16 protein-coding genes and 1 riboswitch are annotated in these 16,318 nt (G+C 63.4%); of the genes, 10 read left to right on the top strand and 6 right to left on the bottom strand.

Annotation, left to right across the window (positions count from 1 at the left end; translation table 11 throughout):
• Positions 1–9: 9 nt before the first annotated feature.
• The 3 genes from cobD to J8C01_RS04140 all read right to left on the bottom strand — a co-directional run bounded on the left by cobD (position 10) and on the right by J8C01_RS04140 (position 3,704).
• A complete protein-coding gene (gene cobD, locus J8C01_RS04150; RefSeq protein WP_211432481.1) occupies positions 10–1,122 on the bottom strand; it encodes a threonine-phosphate decarboxylase CobD in 1,113 nt (370 codons plus the stop codon).
• Positions 1,119–2,072 carry an adenosylcobinamide-phosphate synthase CbiB gene (gene cbiB / locus J8C01_RS04145; RefSeq protein ID WP_014099342.1) on the bottom strand — a complete coding sequence of 318 codons (954 nt, stop codon included), beginning with the start codon at positions 2,070–2,072 and terminating at the stop codon, positions 1,119–1,121. The genes cobD and cbiB overlap by 4 nt, the downstream gene beginning before the upstream one ends.
• A gap of 168 nt (positions 2,073–2,240) precedes the next feature.
• A riboswitch (cobalamin riboswitch) is annotated at positions 2,241–2,446 on the bottom strand.
• 190 nt (positions 2,447–2,636) lie between these two features.
• Positions 2,637–3,704, bottom strand: a complete 1,068-nt coding sequence (locus J8C01_RS04140; RefSeq protein WP_211432480.1) for a type 1 glutamine amidotransferase — start codon at positions 3,702–3,704, stop codon at positions 2,637–2,639.
• Positions 3,705–3,939: 235 nt separating this feature from the next.
• Here J8C01_RS04140 and J8C01_RS04135 point away from each other — a divergent pair, with 235 nt between their 5' ends.
• From J8C01_RS04135 to J8C01_RS04090, 10 genes are read left to right on the top strand one after another with little or no spacing between them, the layout of a single operon-like run.
• The gene (locus tag J8C01_RS04135) at positions 3,940–4,623 is read left to right on the top strand and encodes a DUF3386 family protein (protein ID WP_211432479.1); all 684 of its coding nucleotides are present in this window, start codon (positions 3,940–3,942) and stop codon (positions 4,621–4,623) included.
• A 16-nt stretch (positions 4,624–4,639) separates the two neighbouring features.
• Positions 4,640–5,089, top strand: coding sequence for a GatB/YqeY domain-containing protein (locus J8C01_RS04130; RefSeq protein WP_211422907.1), 450 nt, complete (start codon positions 4,640–4,642; stop codon positions 5,087–5,089).
• 25 nt (positions 5,090–5,114) lie between these two features.
• Positions 5,115–5,384, top strand: a complete 270-nt coding sequence (locus J8C01_RS04125) for a DUF3006 domain-containing protein (protein WP_211422906.1) — start codon at positions 5,115–5,117, stop codon at positions 5,382–5,384.
• Between the two features lie 14 nt (positions 5,385–5,398).
• Positions 5,399–6,424, top strand: coding sequence for a phosphoribosylformylglycinamidine cyclo-ligase (gene purM / locus J8C01_RS04120; protein ID WP_211432478.1), 1,026 nt, complete (start codon positions 5,399–5,401; stop codon positions 6,422–6,424).
• 57 nt (positions 6,425–6,481) lie between these two features.
• Positions 6,482–7,420 carry an alpha/beta hydrolase gene (locus J8C01_RS04115; protein ID WP_211422904.1) on the top strand — a complete coding sequence of 313 codons (939 nt, stop codon included), beginning with the start codon at positions 6,482–6,484 and terminating at the stop codon, positions 7,418–7,420.
• Positions 7,417–8,466 carry a nicotinate-nucleotide--dimethylbenzimidazole phosphoribosyltransferase gene (gene cobT / locus J8C01_RS04110; protein WP_211432477.1) on the top strand — a complete coding sequence of 350 codons (1,050 nt, stop codon included), beginning with the start codon at positions 7,417–7,419 and terminating at the stop codon, positions 8,464–8,466. The genes J8C01_RS04115 and cobT overlap by 4 nt, the downstream gene beginning before the upstream one ends.
• A 37-nt stretch (positions 8,467–8,503) precedes the next feature.
• Positions 8,504–10,339 carry a serine/threonine-protein kinase gene (locus tag J8C01_RS04105; protein WP_211432476.1) on the top strand — a complete coding sequence of 612 codons (1,836 nt, stop codon included), beginning with the start codon at positions 8,504–8,506 and terminating at the stop codon, positions 10,337–10,339.
• A gap of 8 nt (positions 10,340–10,347) precedes the next feature.
• Positions 10,348–11,202 (top strand): dTDP-4-dehydrorhamnose reductase, encoded by an 855-nt coding sequence (gene rfbD / locus J8C01_RS04100; RefSeq protein ID WP_211432475.1) that lies wholly within the window; start codon positions 10,348–10,350, stop codon positions 11,200–11,202.
• Entirely contained in the window at positions 11,190–12,173 is a 984-nt protein-coding gene (locus tag J8C01_RS04095; protein ID WP_211432474.1) for a P1 family peptidase, read from the top strand. Before rfbD ends, J8C01_RS04095 begins: the two co-directional genes overlap by 13 nt.
• 48 nt (positions 12,174–12,221) lie before the next feature.
• The gene (locus J8C01_RS04090; protein ID WP_211432473.1) at positions 12,222–12,995 is read left to right on the top strand and encodes an SDR family oxidoreductase; all 774 of its coding nucleotides are present in this window, start codon (positions 12,222–12,224) and stop codon (positions 12,993–12,995) included.
• A gap of 20 nt (positions 12,996–13,015) precedes the next feature.
• Here the strand turns inward: J8C01_RS04090 and J8C01_RS04085 are convergent, their stop codons facing one another.
• The 3 genes from J8C01_RS04085 to J8C01_RS04075 form a co-directional block, all read right to left on the bottom strand.
• Positions 13,016–13,858 carry a methyltransferase domain-containing protein gene (locus J8C01_RS04085; protein WP_211432472.1) on the bottom strand — a complete coding sequence of 281 codons (843 nt, stop codon included), beginning with the start codon at positions 13,856–13,858 and terminating at the stop codon, positions 13,016–13,018.
• A gap of 2 nt (positions 13,859–13,860) precedes the next feature.
• Complete coding sequence (locus J8C01_RS04080; RefSeq protein WP_211432471.1) at positions 13,861–15,279, bottom strand: alpha-amylase family glycosyl hydrolase; 1,419 nt, start codon at positions 15,277–15,279, stop codon at positions 13,861–13,863.
• A 79-nt stretch (positions 15,280–15,358) separates the two neighbouring features.
• The gene (locus J8C01_RS04075) at positions 15,359–16,303 is read right to left on the bottom strand and encodes an NAD(P)/FAD-dependent oxidoreductase (RefSeq protein ID WP_211432470.1); all 945 of its coding nucleotides are present in this window, start codon (positions 16,301–16,303) and stop codon (positions 15,359–15,361) included.
• Positions 16,304–16,318 lie beyond the last annotated feature (15 nt).

Below are 16,318 nucleotides of genomic sequence, written 5' to 3'. Positions count from 1 at the left end.
TTCCGGTACTCACCGGGAATCTTGTGAACTGGTCAACTCCGCCTGCCGTCGTTCCTCAAGCCAGCGTACCAGCAGGGCGACCAGATGCGCGTTGGCGGCATCGTCGCGGACGGCAACCCGCACATAGCGGTCGTCCAGACCGACAAAATCCGTGCAGCGGCGGATCAGCACGTGGTGCGGCTCCAGCCAGCGGGCCAAATCCGTCCCTGTGCCGCGTGGCAGGCGGAGAAGCAAAAAGTTGGCCGCACTGGGAAACACCGTGCAGCCGAGTTCATCGAGGGCGTGGGCAAAGGTGCGCCGGGCGCACTCGGTACGCAGGCGCGTCCGGGAAGCAAAATCCTCATCGGCCAGGGCGGCCCGGGCTGCTTCGAGCGCCGGTACGCCGACGGGCCAGGCGGCCGTCTGACGGCGCAACTCCTGTGCCAGCGGCGGGTAGGCAACAGCGACCCCGACGCGCAACCCCGGCATCGTGTAGAACTTTGTCATCGAACGCAGGACGACGACATTGGGCAGGTTGGCGGCTTTCTGAATCAGGGAGTTTTCGGGCTGGTAATCCACAAAGGATTCGTCCAGCACGACCCGTACGCTGTGCTGGGCCACGGTACGGACGAACTCCAGCAGGTGCTCCGGCGGATAGGCGACGCCGGTTGGGTTGTGCGGTGTGTTGAGCAGGACCGTATCCACGCGCGTTTCGCGGATGAACGGCCCAAGCTGCCCGAAGTTGGGCTGAAAACCGTCTTCAGCACGCAGCGGCCAGGTGACGAGACAGGCGTTGACGGCCACGAGCGCCCGGCGGTACTCGGTAAAGGAAGGTTCCAGCAGCAGGACGCGCCGGGGACGCCAGATGCGCAAGGCATCAAAAAGCAGTCCCGATACGCCGTTGCCGACCACCACGGCTGCCGGATCGAGCCGATAGCGCTGTGCAAAACTGGCGCGCAGCGCCGTGTCGTCGGGGTAATGTGTCCAGTCCGCCTGCGCCACCGCCGACCTGACGGAAGCCGGCGGCCCCCAGGGATTGAGACTGGCACTGAAGTCCAGCACTTCCGCCGGCGCAATGCCCCACCGCTGCGCCGCCTCGAAAACACGTCCACCATGTGCGAGTAACCACGGAGAAGGATTCATCGGGGCCCTCCCAAGCTGAAGATGAGCGCCGCTGCGAAGCCGAGCCAGGAGACCCGGGCCACGAGCCGCCGCGCCGTTTCAACAGCGACTATATCCAGCGGACGGAGAGCCTGACCGAGAAAAGGTGTGACGTGGGGAACGCCGGCGTAGGTGTTGCGGCCGCCCAGGCGGACGCCGAGCGCGCCGGCCATGGCGGCTTCGGGATGTCCGGCATTCGGGCTGGCGTGGCGGTGCGCATCCCGCCGCCACGTGGACAGCGCGCCGCGCCAGTCCGCGCCGCCAAGTGCAGCGGCCACCACCAGCAGCAGCGCCGTCAGCCGCGCCGGAAGCCAGTTGGCAAGGTCATCCAGCCGCGCTGCAAACTTGCCAAACCAGAAGTAGTGTTCGTCTTTGTGACCGATGCAGGAATCGAGGGTGTTGATGGCCTTGTAGGCCAGCGCTGCCGGAACGCCGCCCACAGCCAGATAGAACAAGGGCGCAATGATGCCGTCCGAGGCGCTTTCGGCCAGTGTTTCCACCGTTGCCCGGCAGACTTCGCTTTCACTGAGTTCGGCAGTATCGCGTCCGACAATCCGTGCCACCCGCGCCCGCGCGCCGGGCAGGTCATGGCAAAGCAGACGGTCAACGACCGTGGCGGTTTCATCCAGCAGGTCTTTGGTCGCCAGCGTCGTGGCGGCCAGATAGACCATGACCATGGCGCCAAAGGTCGGCGACCAGGCACACAGGCTGCGCAAAGCCAGCCAACTGCCGCCATAACTGAGACCCACCAGCGCCAGTGACAAGCCGGTTCCGGCCAGAAACAGGCTTGCCGGCCCTGTGGCCAACGGGCGCAGTCCCTGCTCGCCGATGGCAATGAAGCGTCCCATCCAGCGTACGGGATGAGGCAGCCACGGCGGATCGCCAATGAGGCGGTCAAGGGTGTAAGCGGCAATCAGGAACAGCGGCGACATCAACGCTTCCGTGGCCCACGTTGACAAGACGGGCCAAGCCAGTCAGGGCGTCAAAGCCCCGGCAACTTCAGTCGCACGCACTGGAAAGCAAACAGACGAGGAACCTGCGCCCGAAACGGACGCCGGTCGGCAGACTGTTGGCCGCGCAGCTCCTTCCGCGAGAAGCTTTCCGTGCGCGTGGCTCTGGGCAGGTCTCCTGACTTCGCCGTTTCGCGCCGCGCCTTCCCACGCTGGTGCGCAGTGGCTCACTGAGGAAATGGCGCGAAACCTGATGTTGGCGTCACAGTGGCGGGACCGTGCGGGATTTGCACCCGCTTCCCTATTATCCCGTTCGCTTGCTTGAAGCAACGGGCACCCAAAACCAAAAGAACCTTACTCTGCGGACAAGCTATATCCTGAAACAGACGGACGCAAGAGAAACAGACGGACGCAAGACCAGCTTGAACGTGTGGCCGGTACGCACACGGGAAGGAACGGCGCAGATACCGCTTTCGGCCCCGGCGTGGAAATGCCTTGGGCAGCGATGGCCCGGAATCAGGAACCTGGTCAGGAAAATGGCCGGCATCAGAGGCCGGTCAGGCGGTCGGCAATGTATTCGCCTTCTGCTTCCGGCGTGGGGACTTCCGCCGCCGGACGCGCTGGCGGAAGCGCTTTCCCGGAACTGCCATGCCCGTTGAGCCGTTGCCCGCTCGCCGCAACCGCATAGGCCGGCTGGGCCGGCTGGGTTTGGACAACCGGCGCCGGCAGAATGGCTTTCTCGTGTACCAAATCCGCCTTACCACGGTGTTTGAGCGCCTCGATGAGAAAATTCTCAAACATCCGCCGTCCGTCCCGGCTTTCGTTCCGGTGTTCCCACGGGCTGGGCAGCTTGCGCCAGTCCTCGAAGGATTTTTCGAGGTGAAACTGCACGCCATAGAGCAACTGCCCGTCGCCGCGCTTGACCATAATCTGGTTGCGGGTCAGCTCACTTTTGGCCAGCAACGAAAATCCGGGCGGCACGCGCTCCAGCATCAGCCCGTGGTTTTGCCACACCCGAAGCGTATTTTTCGGCAGCCGCCGCCCACGTTCGGTCAAAATACCGGCAAACAGCGGGTCCTGTGGGCGCAGGACGTGGATAAGGTAATACTGGTACTCCCGCATGCGCTCGGTACGTTTTTCCCACGGGTTCAAACCGTCCAACGTCACCACCCGGACGCCAAACGCCTGCCCCATAATCTGATGTCCGCCACAGATGCCCAGCACGGGAACCGTCGTGCGCTGCAGAAAGGACTCCAGGTTGGCAATGAGTTTCGGATTGTAGAGATCGAAGTCGCGCAGCGTGCCGCTGATGATGATGGCATCGGGGTCAAAATCGGCGACCCGGGCATCCGTCAGCTCATTGAGGCGGACCACCAGCCAGTGTGGCTTGACAACCAAGTTGTTGATGTTCTGGGTGATATTTCCGATGGCGAATCCAGCGATCTTGCGTTCTTCGGCAACCCACGCCTCGGCATCGAAGTTGGGTTCGTCCTTCGCCTTCTCGTTGAGGTCGGACAAACAGGCAATCAGATTGTCCAGCACCAGCACCCGCATGTACTCGATGCGTTGCACGATAGGCTCGAACTCACAGTAGTTTTTCCACTGTCGCGCCATAAAAACACAGTCCTTTCCTCGTCACGGGGACGCCGTTGGGGAACCATGGACAACCAACATCAAACCGTATTCGCTTACCGTAGCCAATCCGCCGAAGGTTTGTCAAAATACACACCTTGCATCCATCATCCTGACCGCACGCGGGATTGCACGACCACGGCCGTGCTGGGTATGCTGTTGGGCGCATCTCCCTTCGCCGGCTCAAAAACCTGAACCCGTTTCAAGATAATGTACCATGGCTGTTTCTGTCACCTTACCCGACGCCCCTTCCACAATGGCCGAAACACTGCTGCAAGACGCGCGTGCCCGCCGGGCCACCTTCCCGGACGACCAGTTTCACGGTTTTATGGCGGCCGTGACCTTCCGTGAAGGCAGCCACACCTTCACCGGCCACGTCACGCTGAAAACCATCCGCGACATCACCCTTGACCTTCCCGGCGCGAGCCAGGAGAGCCTGGAGTGGCTGCGCGGGGTGTTGGCGATGAACCTGGCGCACCGGCTGGAGCGCAGCGGCGGGATGCCCGTGCCGACCAACTATCCCGTGTTCATTGCCGAAGGCGAGGACAATGCCCTGGGGGTCAAAATCGTGTTCGAGGGCGACCCGCTCGGCTCCAGCTACCGGATTCAGGATGGCGTCATCACCGAAGTTTGCCGGCAGATGCACGGCTCGCGCTTCACCATCACCACGCTTGACGTGGTCATCACTGAAGACGGGCGTAACCTGCCCAGGCACTACGTTGTGACCTACTTCGATCCCGAAACCGGCCGGCTTTCGGGCGTGGCCCAGTACACGGAACACTACGCGCTCGTTGGCGGCATCCACCTGCCCACTTTCATCCGCATCATCGAAACCAACCAGGAAGGCATCACGACAGTTCGCGCCATCGAACTGCATGACCTTACCCTGCTGGCGGATTAAGTCTGATTGAGCCTGTATGACGCTTCGTGAACGCCTGCTTGCCGACCTCACCACGGCGCTGAAAACCAGGGACACCGCCCGCCTCGAAGCCCTGCGCATGGTGAAGGCGGCGCTTCAGAAACAGGAAATCGAGGTGCAGCACCAGCTTGACGATGCCGAAGTCATGGCGCTGCTTTCGACCCTGATCAAACAGCGCCGGGAAGCCGCCGAGTCCTTTGCCAAGGGCGGGCGCGCAGATTTGGCCGCCAGGGAACAGGCCGAACTGGAACTTCTGGAAAGCTACCTGCCGGCGGCCGTCAGCGCCGACGAACTGGAGACCATCGTCACGGCTGTCATTGCCGAAACCGGAGCCAGTTCACCCAAGGACATCGGCCGGGTGATGAAAGCCGTCATGGCCAGGCTGGCCGGACGCCGCGCCGACGGGAAAGCCGTCAATGACCTCGTGCGCGCCAAACTCTCCGCCTAAGCCATTATCTGAAAGGCCGATACCCATGGACGATCCGGCAACTTCCAGCGCCTGCCACCTCGTCGTGGACAGTTTGACCGAGGGCCTTGCCCGGCTTGTGCTCCACGACAACGACCGGGTGTATTTCGACTGTCCGGTGAGCCTGCTTCCGGCCGGGTTGCGCGAAGGCGATCACCTGCGTGTGACCTTCACACTCGACGAGGACGCCCGTCTGCGCGCCCAGGCCGAAGTCAAAACGCTGCTCCGCGAACTGACCCAGGGCCAGGACCCGGACCAGAAAGATTTCTATCTCTGAATGGGGAAACCACCGTGGTGACATACCGTGACGCCGGCGTGAATCTGGCGGCCGCTCAGGAAGCCAAGCGCCGCATCCGCCACCTGGCACAGACGACGTTCAACGCCCAGGTGCTCAGTGACATCGGCAGCTTCGGCGCACTGTTTCGCCCGACCTTTGCCGGCGCCACTGACCCGGTGCTTGTGGCGAGCGCCGACGGCGTTGGCACGAAGCTCAAAATCGCCTTTCTGACCGGCATTCACCACACCGTAGGTTACGATCTGGTTGCCCACTGCATCAACGATATTCTCGTTCAGGGCGCGCGTCCGCTGTTTTTTCTCGACTACATTGCCACCGGGCGGCTGGCCCCCGGCATTGTGGCCGCGATTGTGGACGGACTGGCCCGGGCGTGCCGCAACTTCGGCTGCCCCCTCATCGGCGGCGAAACGGCCGAAATGCCCGGTTTCTACGGCGATGGCGAGTATGACATCGCCGGCTTCATCGTCGGCTGGGTGGACCGTCCCCACATCATTGACGGGAAAACCATCCGCCCCGGCGATGTCGTTCTGGGCCTGCCCTCGGTAGGCTTACACACGAATGGCTACAGCCTGGCGCGGAAACTGTTTTTCGAGACGGCGCGCTACGAAACCGACACGCAGGTTGAAGCCCTGGGCTGTACGGTGGCCGAAGAACTCCTCAAACCGCACCAGTGCTATTTGCCGGCGCTCGAACCTCTGCTCGGCAGCGGACAGGTGAAAGGGCTGGCGCACATTACCGGCGGCGGTCTGCTTGACAACCTGCCCCGTATCCTGCCTGAAGGATGTGCGGTTGAACTTCGGCGCGGGAGTTGGCCCATCCTGCCGGTCTTTTCCCACCTCGTCGCCCTGGGGCAGCTTCCTGAAGAAGAAAGCTACCGGGTGTTCAACATGGGAATCGGCATGGCGCTGGTCGTGGCCGCAGGCGACGCCGAGGCCGTTTCCCAAAACCTGCGCGCGCGCGGCTGTGAAGTCTTCACGATTGGACAGATCATCGCCGGCGATCAGACGGTGCGGCTGACGTGAGAGCTGACTTGAGCCGGGCGGGAACAACGCGCACGCCTGGCAGCGGAGGTGTATCCGATGCCCCTGCATCCACAGGCAGAAGCTTTTCTCAACCAGATGGCAGCGCTGGGCAATCCGCCCATGTGGACGCTGACGCCGGAGCAGGCGCGGGCGTCCTTCCTCGCGCTCCGGGCCCTGGCCGGGCCGCCGGAACCTGTGGCCCGCATCGAGGAACGGCGCATTCCGGGCAGCCAGGCTGAAATTCCCGTTCGCCTGTACGCGCCGCCGAGCGACCAGCCGTTGCCTATCACGCTCTACTTCCACGGCGGCGGGTTCGTCATTGGCAATCTCGACAGTCACGACAACGTCTGCCGCATTCTGGCCAACCGGACTCCGACGCTGGTGGTCTCGGTGGACTACCGGCTGGCCCCGGAACATCCCTTCCCGGCAGCGCCCATTGACGCTTACGACGCCCTGCAATGGACGGCCGCCCACGCGGCCGAACTGGGCGGCGATCCGGCGCGGATTGCCGTTGCGGGTGACAGCGCTGGCGGCAACCTGGCCACCGTGGCCGCCCTGATGGCGCGCAATCGCAAGGGAAAGCTGCCGGTGTTCCAGTTGCTCGTCTATCCTGTGACCGATGTCACCCACAGCCAACCGTCCTATGAGGCTTACGGCACAGGCTACCTGCTGACGAAAGAAACCATGCAGTGGTTTTTGCGCCACTACGTCCCGGCCGACCAGGACCGGCGGCATCCCTATCTCTCACCGCTCTTTGAAAAAGACCTGTCCGGGCTGCCTCCGGCGCACATCATCGTGGCTGAGTACGACCCCCTGCGGGACGAAGGCACAGCGTATGCCCGGCGCCTTGAAGCCGCCGGTGTGACCACCTCGGTTTCCTGCTATGCCGGCATGCTGCACGGCTTTTTCGCGCTGACGGGCTTGTTTGACGACGCTTCCCGCGCCCTCGATGAATCGGCAGCCGCGCTGCGCCGGGCCTTCGGTACGCTGTCATGACGCACTGGTGGCAAAGTCTTCTGGAAAACATCCATCCACCGCAGCCGGTCTGGGCAGAAAAGGCAGCGGTGCGGCAGGCCAGCCTTGTCAAACCGCCGGGCAGTCTCGGCCGCTTGGAAACCCTGGCAGCCCGGATAGCTGCCATTCAGGCGACGGAAACCCCACAGTCCCGGCCACGGGCAATTGTGGTTTTTTGCGCCGACCATGGCATCTGTGCCGAAGGCGTCAATGCGTTTCCAACACGGATCACCCACCAGCACCTGCACAACTTCATCGGCGGCGGGGCAGCGATTGCTGTTCTCGCCAGACTCACCGGCAGTGAACTCGTCATCTGTGATGTCGGCATTGACGCCGATGTTTTGCACCTGCCTGGTATCCGGCACAGCAAGGTACGCCGTGGGACGCGCAACTTTGCCCACGAACCGGCCATGACGCCGGAGGAATGCGACGCCGCCATGCACGCCGGCTACACAACGGTGTGTGAACTCCATCAGCGGGGCATCCGGGCCGTGGCGATTGGTGAAATGGGCATTGGCAACACGACGGCGGCAGCCGCGGTCACGGCGGCCCTGACCGGCAAGCCACCCGAACTGGTGACAGGCCGTGGCAGCGGACTTTCACCGGAAGGCGTCGCGCACAAGGCGGATGTCATCCGGCATGCCCTCGAACGCCATCGCCTGCGCCCCGATGCTCCGTACGACATCCTGGTGAACGTTGGGGGGCTTGATCTGGCCGCCATGTGTGGGGCGTTTCTGGGGTGTGCGGCTGAAGGACTCATAGCCGTTGCCGACGGCTACGTTTCGACGGCAGCCGCCGCCGTGGCCGTCGCTCTGGCACCGGCGGCGCGGGAGTTTATGGTGTTTGGGCATCGTTCGGCCGAGCCGGGGCATCAGGTGTTGCTTGATTCGCTCGGAGTGACACCGCTCCTGCAGCTTGACCTGTGTCTGGGTGAAGCCAGCGGTGCGGCTTTGGCATTTTCAATTCTCGATGCAGCATGTAGCCTGCACGTAGGCATGGTGACATTTGCTGAGGCCCAGATGGGCTAAAGTCACGCAACCCCAACCAAACATGTGAGCCAGACCTATGCCCCAGCCCGATACGGCGTCCGAGTCATCCCTGGTAGGGAGCATCATTGACAACAAGGTTCGGCTGGAAGCCATCCTGGGACAGGGTGGCATGGGTGCAGTGTACCGCGGCCGCCATCTGCTCCTGGAGCGGACCGTAGCCGTCAAAGTCCTGCGCCCGGAAATTCTGACGGTTGAAGGCTCACTCGAACGTTTCTTCCGGGAAGCACGCACGGCGGCTGCCACCGAACACCCCAACATCGTCACGGTTTATGATTTCGGCAAGCTTCCTGACGGCGGCGCTTACCTGATTCTGGAGTTTGTCGAGGGCAAGGGACTACGCCATATCCTGCTGGAACAGGGGGTACTGCCACCCCCGCTGGCGCTCCCGATTCTGCGCGAAGTCTGTGCCGCCGTTGAATTTGCCCACCGCCGCAACATCATCCACCGCGATCTCAAGCCGGACAACATCATGCTCAAGCGGCGGGATGACGGCAGCACCACGGTCAAGGTTCTCGACTTCGGGCTGGCCAAAACGCTCGAAGAGGCTGAAACCTCGTCGAGCATCACGCGCACGGGCGAATTGGTGGGAACACCAGCCTACATGTCGCCCGAACATTGCAGCGGTGAGGACCTGGATGCGCGGTCTGATCTCTACAGTCTGGCCGTCATTGCCTACGAAATGCTGGTTGGACAGCCGCCATTTCGGGGTCGGGTCGCTGCCATTCTTACGGCCCAGATTCAGAAACCGCCAACGCCACTGCGTGAAGTCAATCCCGATCTGCCCCCAGCTTTGGAAGAAGCTGTCCTGGTGGCGCTGGCCAAAAAGCCTTCCGACCGCCCGGCCTCAGTGGCTGAATGGTGGAACCGGCTTGAAGCCGCGTACGCCGCGGCCTATGGCGCGAAGCCCAGTCCGGTCATTCCCCTTTCCCTGCCAACACCAACACCGTTCAAGGCGCCGACGGATGACAGCACACTGGCGGCGGAAGCAGGCCCGGCCCAGAAAGCCACCCTTCAGGGCAGCAGTCTTCAACCCACTCCGGCCACACAAGACACGGTGGGAGGGACCTTTGCCATCGGAAACCCCGTGGGCACCGGCGGGCCGGCTTCATCGTCGGTGTCGTCATCCCCTCTGAGCCAGGCCCCGGCGACTCCCACGCCGAGAGCCGGAACGGGCACACTGGCTATCGGCGCGGCGTCCACACCGGCGCCGGAGATGGTCACGGTTCAGACCGTGACCATGGCCAAGGCCCCCGAATCGCGCTCCAGGGCAGTTCAGCGGCTGGGTATCGTGGGCGGTATTTCGGCAGTACTGCTGGTTGGGGGGCTGGTGGCAACAAGCTGGATGCGCCCTACGGCTCCGGTGACATCCCCTGTCGAAAGACCGGCTGTTACAGCACCGCCAGTTACGGACGGGCCATCCCCGGACACCAGCCCTGCTGCCAATCCGTCGGGAGAAAACCATTCAGCCGCTTCATCACCATCAGCGACCACACCAGCCAACCCGCCAGGGGAAACAGTGCCTGCTGCTCCACCAGCCACAACTCCTGCCGCCCGCCGTTCCCCAACAACCAATAAAGCCCGGAACGAAGCGGAAGCGGCACGCCCGCCCCAACCATCCGCCGAAACACCCGCTCCTCCACCCTCCCGACCACCTGTGGAAACCACGCGCACGGAGCCGCCGTCCACGCCTCGCCCACAACCCGGCCCTGGGACTGCGCGCGCCCCACGCGCTGAGCAGCGTCAGGCCGAAAGACGTGAGGAAAGACGCGAAAAACGCCGTTTCTGGGAAATCTGGAAAATCGGACGCGACAAAGACGACAAGGACAAAGACAAACGTCGTCCGCGTGACTGACACACACCATGCCCAGCCTGCTTGTCACCGGCGCAGCCGGATTGCTTGGCCGCCACGTTGCTGAAGCCTGCCACCAGCACTACGAGGTCATCGCTCTGCGCCGCTCTGAGCTGGACATCAGCGACGCAGCAGCCGTGAAAGCCTGCCTTGGGCAGTACCGTCCGGCTGTCATCATCAACTGCGCCGCCATGACGAACGTGGATGCGTGTGAAACCGACCGCGCCGCCGCCTTTCTCTACAACGCGGATGGCCCCCGTCATCTGGCCGAAAACGCCAGGGCCATCGGGGCTTACTTCATCCATATCAGCACCGACTATGTCTTTGACGGCACCAGCCCACTTCCCTACCAGCCAACGAGTCCCCCCAACCCCATTTCGGTCTATGGCGCGTCCAAGCTGGCGGGAGAGCAGGCCGTGCACAGCGTTTCACCGGATTTCGCCGTCGTACGGGTAGCCGGGCTTTTTGGACGCGGCGGCAAGAACTTTGCCAGCGTGATCGGCGACCTGCTCACCCGTCCCGGCGTCGTCAAAGGCATCACCGACAACCGCATTCTTCCCAGCTATGCGGCCGATGTTGCTCTGTACCTGCGCTGTCTGGCGGAAGCCCGCGCCGGGGGGCTGTTTCATGCCGTCAGCGCCGGAGAACCCTGTAGCTGGTACGATTTTGCCGCTCTGGCACGTGCATGGCTCGGCTCCCGCGTCCAGGCCACACTGGTTGGGGTGACGGAAGCCGAGTTGCGTCGCCCGGCAAAGCGCCCGATGTCGTGCGTCCTGGCGCACTCGGCGGACGCTTCCCGTGGGCTGCCGGTACTGCGCGACTGGCGCGACGCTTTGGCTGAAAGTCTGGCAGTATGGAAAACCTGACCCTGACCGCCATTACCGGGCTGCGCGTCGGACACTTCACCGACACGCGCCGGCCGACCGGCTGTACCGTCGTGTGTTTCGACCGCCCGGCTGTAGCCGGCGTGGACGTGCGTGGCGGCGCGCCCGGCACCCGTGAAACGGATGTTCTGGCGCCGCTCAACCTCGTTGCCCAGGTGCACGCCATCGTTCTGGCCGGAGGCAGCGCCTTCGGTCTGGAAGCAGCGACCGGCGTCGTCCGCTACCTGCGGGAGCAGGGCGTTGGCTTTGACGTTGGTGTGGCGCGGGTGCCGATTGTCCCGGCGGCCATCCTGTTTGACCTGCACACCGGCGATCCGGCGATATATCCCGATGCTGAAGCGGGCTACCAGGCTTGCCTGGCCGCCACGACAGCTCCGGTTGCCGAAGGGAACGTTGGGGCCGGCGCAGGGGCAACGGTCGGCAAGCTGCTCGGTTTTGCCCGCGCCTCACGGGGCGGTATTGGCAGTTTTCAGCGCACGCTGCCCAACGGCGTGTGCGTCGCTGCCCTACTGGCTGTCAATGCTGTCGGCGACGTCCGGCATCCTCAAACACAGCAGATCATCGCCGGCGCACGGCTGGAGGATGGCCGCTTTGCCGACCTTGCCGCATGCATCCGCGACGGACGCATCACCCGTTTTTCGCCGCTGCCGCCGGCCAGCCACACGACCATCGGGGTCGTGGCCACCAACGTTCCCCTTTCCAAGGTTGAACTCACAAAAGTCGCCCAGATGGCCCACGACGGGCTGGCCCGGACGATTTCGCCCGTCCACACCCCCTTCGACGGTGACACCCTCTTTGCTGTCTCCGTCGCCGCGCCTGACCTGCTGGCGACGGTAACGGATGTCGGCTGCCTGGGAACGCTTGCGGCGGAAGTCGTGGCTGAAGCGGTCGTGCGTGCCGTGACACCTGCGCCATCTCCGGCAGCACAGGTTGCGCCGGTCACAGCCCCGTGAAATCAATCCTCTCCTCCCCCCGTACTTTGTGTGTGAGGAACAGGGTTCATGCCCACTTACGAAGGTATCGTGGCAGTTCTGGGCGCCAACGGCGGCACTGGACGGGAAGCTGTGGCGCGGTTGCAGCACTACGGCATCAAGGTGCGCGCCATTGCCCGGTCGGAAGCCAAACTAAAAGAAGTCGCCGGGCCGGGTGTTGAAACGGCCGTGGCGGATGTCCGGGACCCGGCCGGACTGGAAAACGCGCTGCGCGGTGTCCGGGCGGTCATCAACTGTGTTGGCACGCGCGTTGGCTTTGCCAATACGGGCAAGGGTCTCGCCGACTTCTTCGGTTTTGGTGAGGATGGCGCTGACGCCGTGGACAACCGTGGCACCGTCAATGTGCTGGAAGCGATGAAGCGGGTCGGAGCCGAACATATCGTCATCGTCACCTCGATGCTCATCAACCAACCGCTCAACCCGTTCAGCCTCATGATGAAGCCCTTTGGCGACATCCTCACGATGAAGGACAAGGCCGAAAAGGCCGTTCGTACGTCGGGACTGCGCTACACCATCGTGCGGCCGGGCGGATTGACCAACCAGCCTCCGCTCCAGAAAGGCATCAGGGTGGCTCCGGCCGATGCCCTTTCGAGTGGCTCCATTCCACGTGCTGATGTGGCTGAAGTCTGCGTTCAGGCACTGTGGACGGACACGGCCTACGGCAGGACACTGGAAATCGTTTCTGACGACACGCCTCCGGTCAGCGACTGGCGTGCCTTTTTTGCTTCTGTTCCGCCCGATGCCGTGGCGGCTCAGTCCGCGGTGGCGTCCAGCGTTTCCTGAAGCCTGACGTTGCCCCGGCTTCAGACGGTCAGCACGGTGATGGCCAGTTTGCCGTAATCGGCGGCCGTTACCTTGTGCAGCCCGGCGGCCTCGAAAAGCGCATCCAGCCTGGGGCGCGTGAAAAACGTCAGCCCGCCCATGGAAGACAGCGCCGCCCGTACGATGAGCGGTGGGTCGAGCTGGTTCATGACGAAGTACCGTCCGACTTCGGGTTGCAGGACGCGCCGCCCTTCCTTCAACACAGCCAGTGCATCGCGGTACTCATTGAGCGAGCCGCCGCAGGCGATGCCCCGCACCGTGGCCTCAGCCAGCGGCAGCGCGGACATATCCGCCCGCAGCCAGAGCATGGCTTCGGCGACGCCCTCACGGTTGGCGTAGGCACGGGCTTCTTCCAGCATCGCCAGCGAAAGATCGATCCCAATCACAAGTGAAGCTGTCCGGCCCTGCTCCAGGAGTCGTTTGGCTATCGGGCGTCCGTAGTAGCCCGTCGAACAGGCGGCATCGAGCCATAGCCCATCTTCAGCAAAGGTGGGTTCAAGGGCATCGAGCAGCAAGCCAATTTCGCGCGCTGGCGGAAATGCCTCCCCGGAAAGCAGCGACAGGGCGCGGGTTCGCCACAGGCGCTCATACACGGTTGCCGTCAGCTTCCATTGTCCCGTCAACTGGGCCAGCGTCAGCGCCGGGTGGCCCGTCGGCAGAAAATCGGCAATTCCATCCTGCAACGGATACCGGGCGCTGCACTGACGGCAGGAAAACGTCCCGGTGCGGCGCACCCCCTCAAACTCGCCTTCAAAGACGAGGGCTTCGCCAGCGCACACCGGGCAGCGCAGGGCATGGAGGAGCGTCGTGAGCCGGGCGTTCACATTCAAACCTCGGCGTCAAAGGTGACGCTTACGAACGGGGATGCTTCAAACGCCGTGGCCAGCACCGCAGCGTTCAGTTCCCAGCAGTCGTTCCGGGTTACAACCGGCAGCCGTTGTTCCGGGCGTTGGCGTATCCGCGCTGCATAGGGATTGACCTGGTAAGCCGGTGGCGGCAGCGTGACGCACGGTGTGACGGGCAGGTGCACAGGGGCGTCCCCGATGGGGACAAGTACCAGCTCGGCCGCAGTGCCGTGGGCCCGCCAGAAACTCACCACGTGAGGCAGATTGGACTCGGCGCGGGCATAGTGGCCGTGGCGGAAAAGGGGCCGTCGTGCCAGGTCCAGCAGCGCCTTGAAGTACGTCTGAAGGGCCACATCCGGCTTGTGGTGGTGCAGCGGCCAGATACGCTGAACGGGGATTTTTTCCGTGACGCCCTCCATCTGTCCCTGATGAATCAGAACGCCACCCGGCAGCAGGCACACCAGCGCTGCCGCGCGCCGATTGGCCAGCGGCGACAGACGCGCCGCCGCCCGTTCCTCATCGTGATTTTCGGTAAAGCGGAGCGTGTTTTTGAGAAAAAGTTCGGAGACCGAGCGCAGCCGTTCAGCCACAGCACGAGGCGCATCATGCGCCACGAGACAATCGAGCAGCCGCTTGTCGTAGGCGTAATCGAAACCCAGCGAGAGCAGTTTCAGCTCAGTGTCCCAGTAGGCCTCGGCAATCAGGACGAAATCGGGATTGGCGCGCTTGGCCGCTGCAATGGCTTCATCCCAGAACTCACCCGGCATGGCGCGGTCAAAGACTTCCTGGGGCAGTCGCGGATACCACTGCCGACGGATTTGGTCACGCAGCAGCAGCATAGCCATGTCACATCGGACGCCATCGCACATGGTCGCCAGCCGAACAAGCGTGTCGCGCATGTGGGCGCGTGTGCCAGCCACGGTGTAATCAAGCTGCACGGTATCTTCCCAACCGGCAAAGTGGGGGTCTTTGCCATGCGCCAGACAGCGCCCTGATGGATGCCAGTAGTAATCATCCCGGTATTCATCGCGCCACTCCGGGTTGCTGTGCATGAAGTATTCCGGGTGCGTCAGAATGAGCGGCGTATCACGGGCAAAGTGATTGGGGATGAAATCGAGCACCAGCCGCAGCCCATGGCGGTGAGCGCGCCGGCGGAGCGCCGCAAAATCCGCTTCGTCGCCAAGCTCCGGGTTGAAATGGTAGTCACTGATGGCGTAGGGCGAGCCGACAAAGTCCGGGGCATGGCGCTTTGACATCATCACCCCTTCGGGGCCGATGGCCCACACGCCCATCAGCCACAGGGTATCGAAGCCAAGCGCAGCATACTCCTCCAACTGGCTCTCGCTGATGTCGGCAAAGCGTTGCCCGTTGAGGCGGGCATTGATTTCATACAAAAGCATCGCTCACCACGATGAAGAAGCAGAATCGGGACGCGGGCGGGGGGATGCGGCCGACGATAAACAAAGTCAGCCCTGGCCGCTACTGCTTTTGTGCCAACAGCCAGTCAAAAGCGGCTTTGGCCACAGTAGCACCGTCACCGAAAGCCGTCGAAAGGCTCGACAGCAGCGGTCGCGTTGTATCGCCACAGGCCCAGACGCCGGGACAGGAGGTTGCCCCGTGGCGGTCCGTGATGAGATAGCCTTCGGCGTCACGCTCTACCTGGCCGGCAACGAGTTCGGTCGCCGGCACAACTCCCAGCGCCAGAAAGACGCCAGACACCGGGATGACCTGCTGACGTGGGGCTTCAACCGGTGCGCTGCGCTCCACGATGACGCGCTCAACCTGTTGGCTTCCCTCAATGGCAAGCAGCCGCGTGTGCGTCATGACGCGAATCCGTGGATGCGTCAACACGCGATCGCGGTAGAGAGGACGCGCCCGAAACGTCCCGGAGCGATGCACGAGTGTCACCCGACAACCGGCTTCATCGAGGATGAGGGACTCTTCAAATGCACCGTCCCCGCCGCCGACAATGATGACTTCCCGGCCGGCGTAGCGCCCCTTGTCGCGGGTGGCTGAGGTACTCACCCCGCGGCCGGCAAACTCGCGCTCGCCGGGGATGCCCAACCGGCGCTTGCGGACGCCAAGCGCCAGCACCAGAGCGCGTCCGGTGAGGGTTTCCGTCTCATTGACGACGACCTTCCGGGCGGCACAATCCACCTGCGTCACCAAGGCATTTGTCCGAAAACGTATGCCTTCGCGTATGAGGTGAATTGTCAGCCGCTCGGCAATGTCCGTGCCAACGAGTCCGTAAAATCCCGGACAGTCCACCGACTGGTTGTAGCTGCGCAGCAACTGCCCGCCCAGTTGGGAACCGGCTTCCAGCAGCAGCGGGTCCAGCCCCAGCCGCTTGCCCCACAGGGCGGCGGCAATGCCGGCCGGGCCACCGCCCACAATCAGCAGGTCAGACCGTGCACCGCTATCCATTGTGAGATTCCCTGA

The sequence above is a fragment of the Chloracidobacterium sp. D genome (genome assembly GCF_018304685.1).
GTDB classification, from domain to species: Bacteria; Acidobacteriota; Blastocatellia; order Chloracidobacteriales; family Chloracidobacteriaceae; genus Chloracidobacterium; species Chloracidobacterium thermophilum.
The sequence above is the reverse complement of the archived record's forward strand: the minus strand, read 5'-3'. Positions and strand labels throughout refer to the sequence as shown.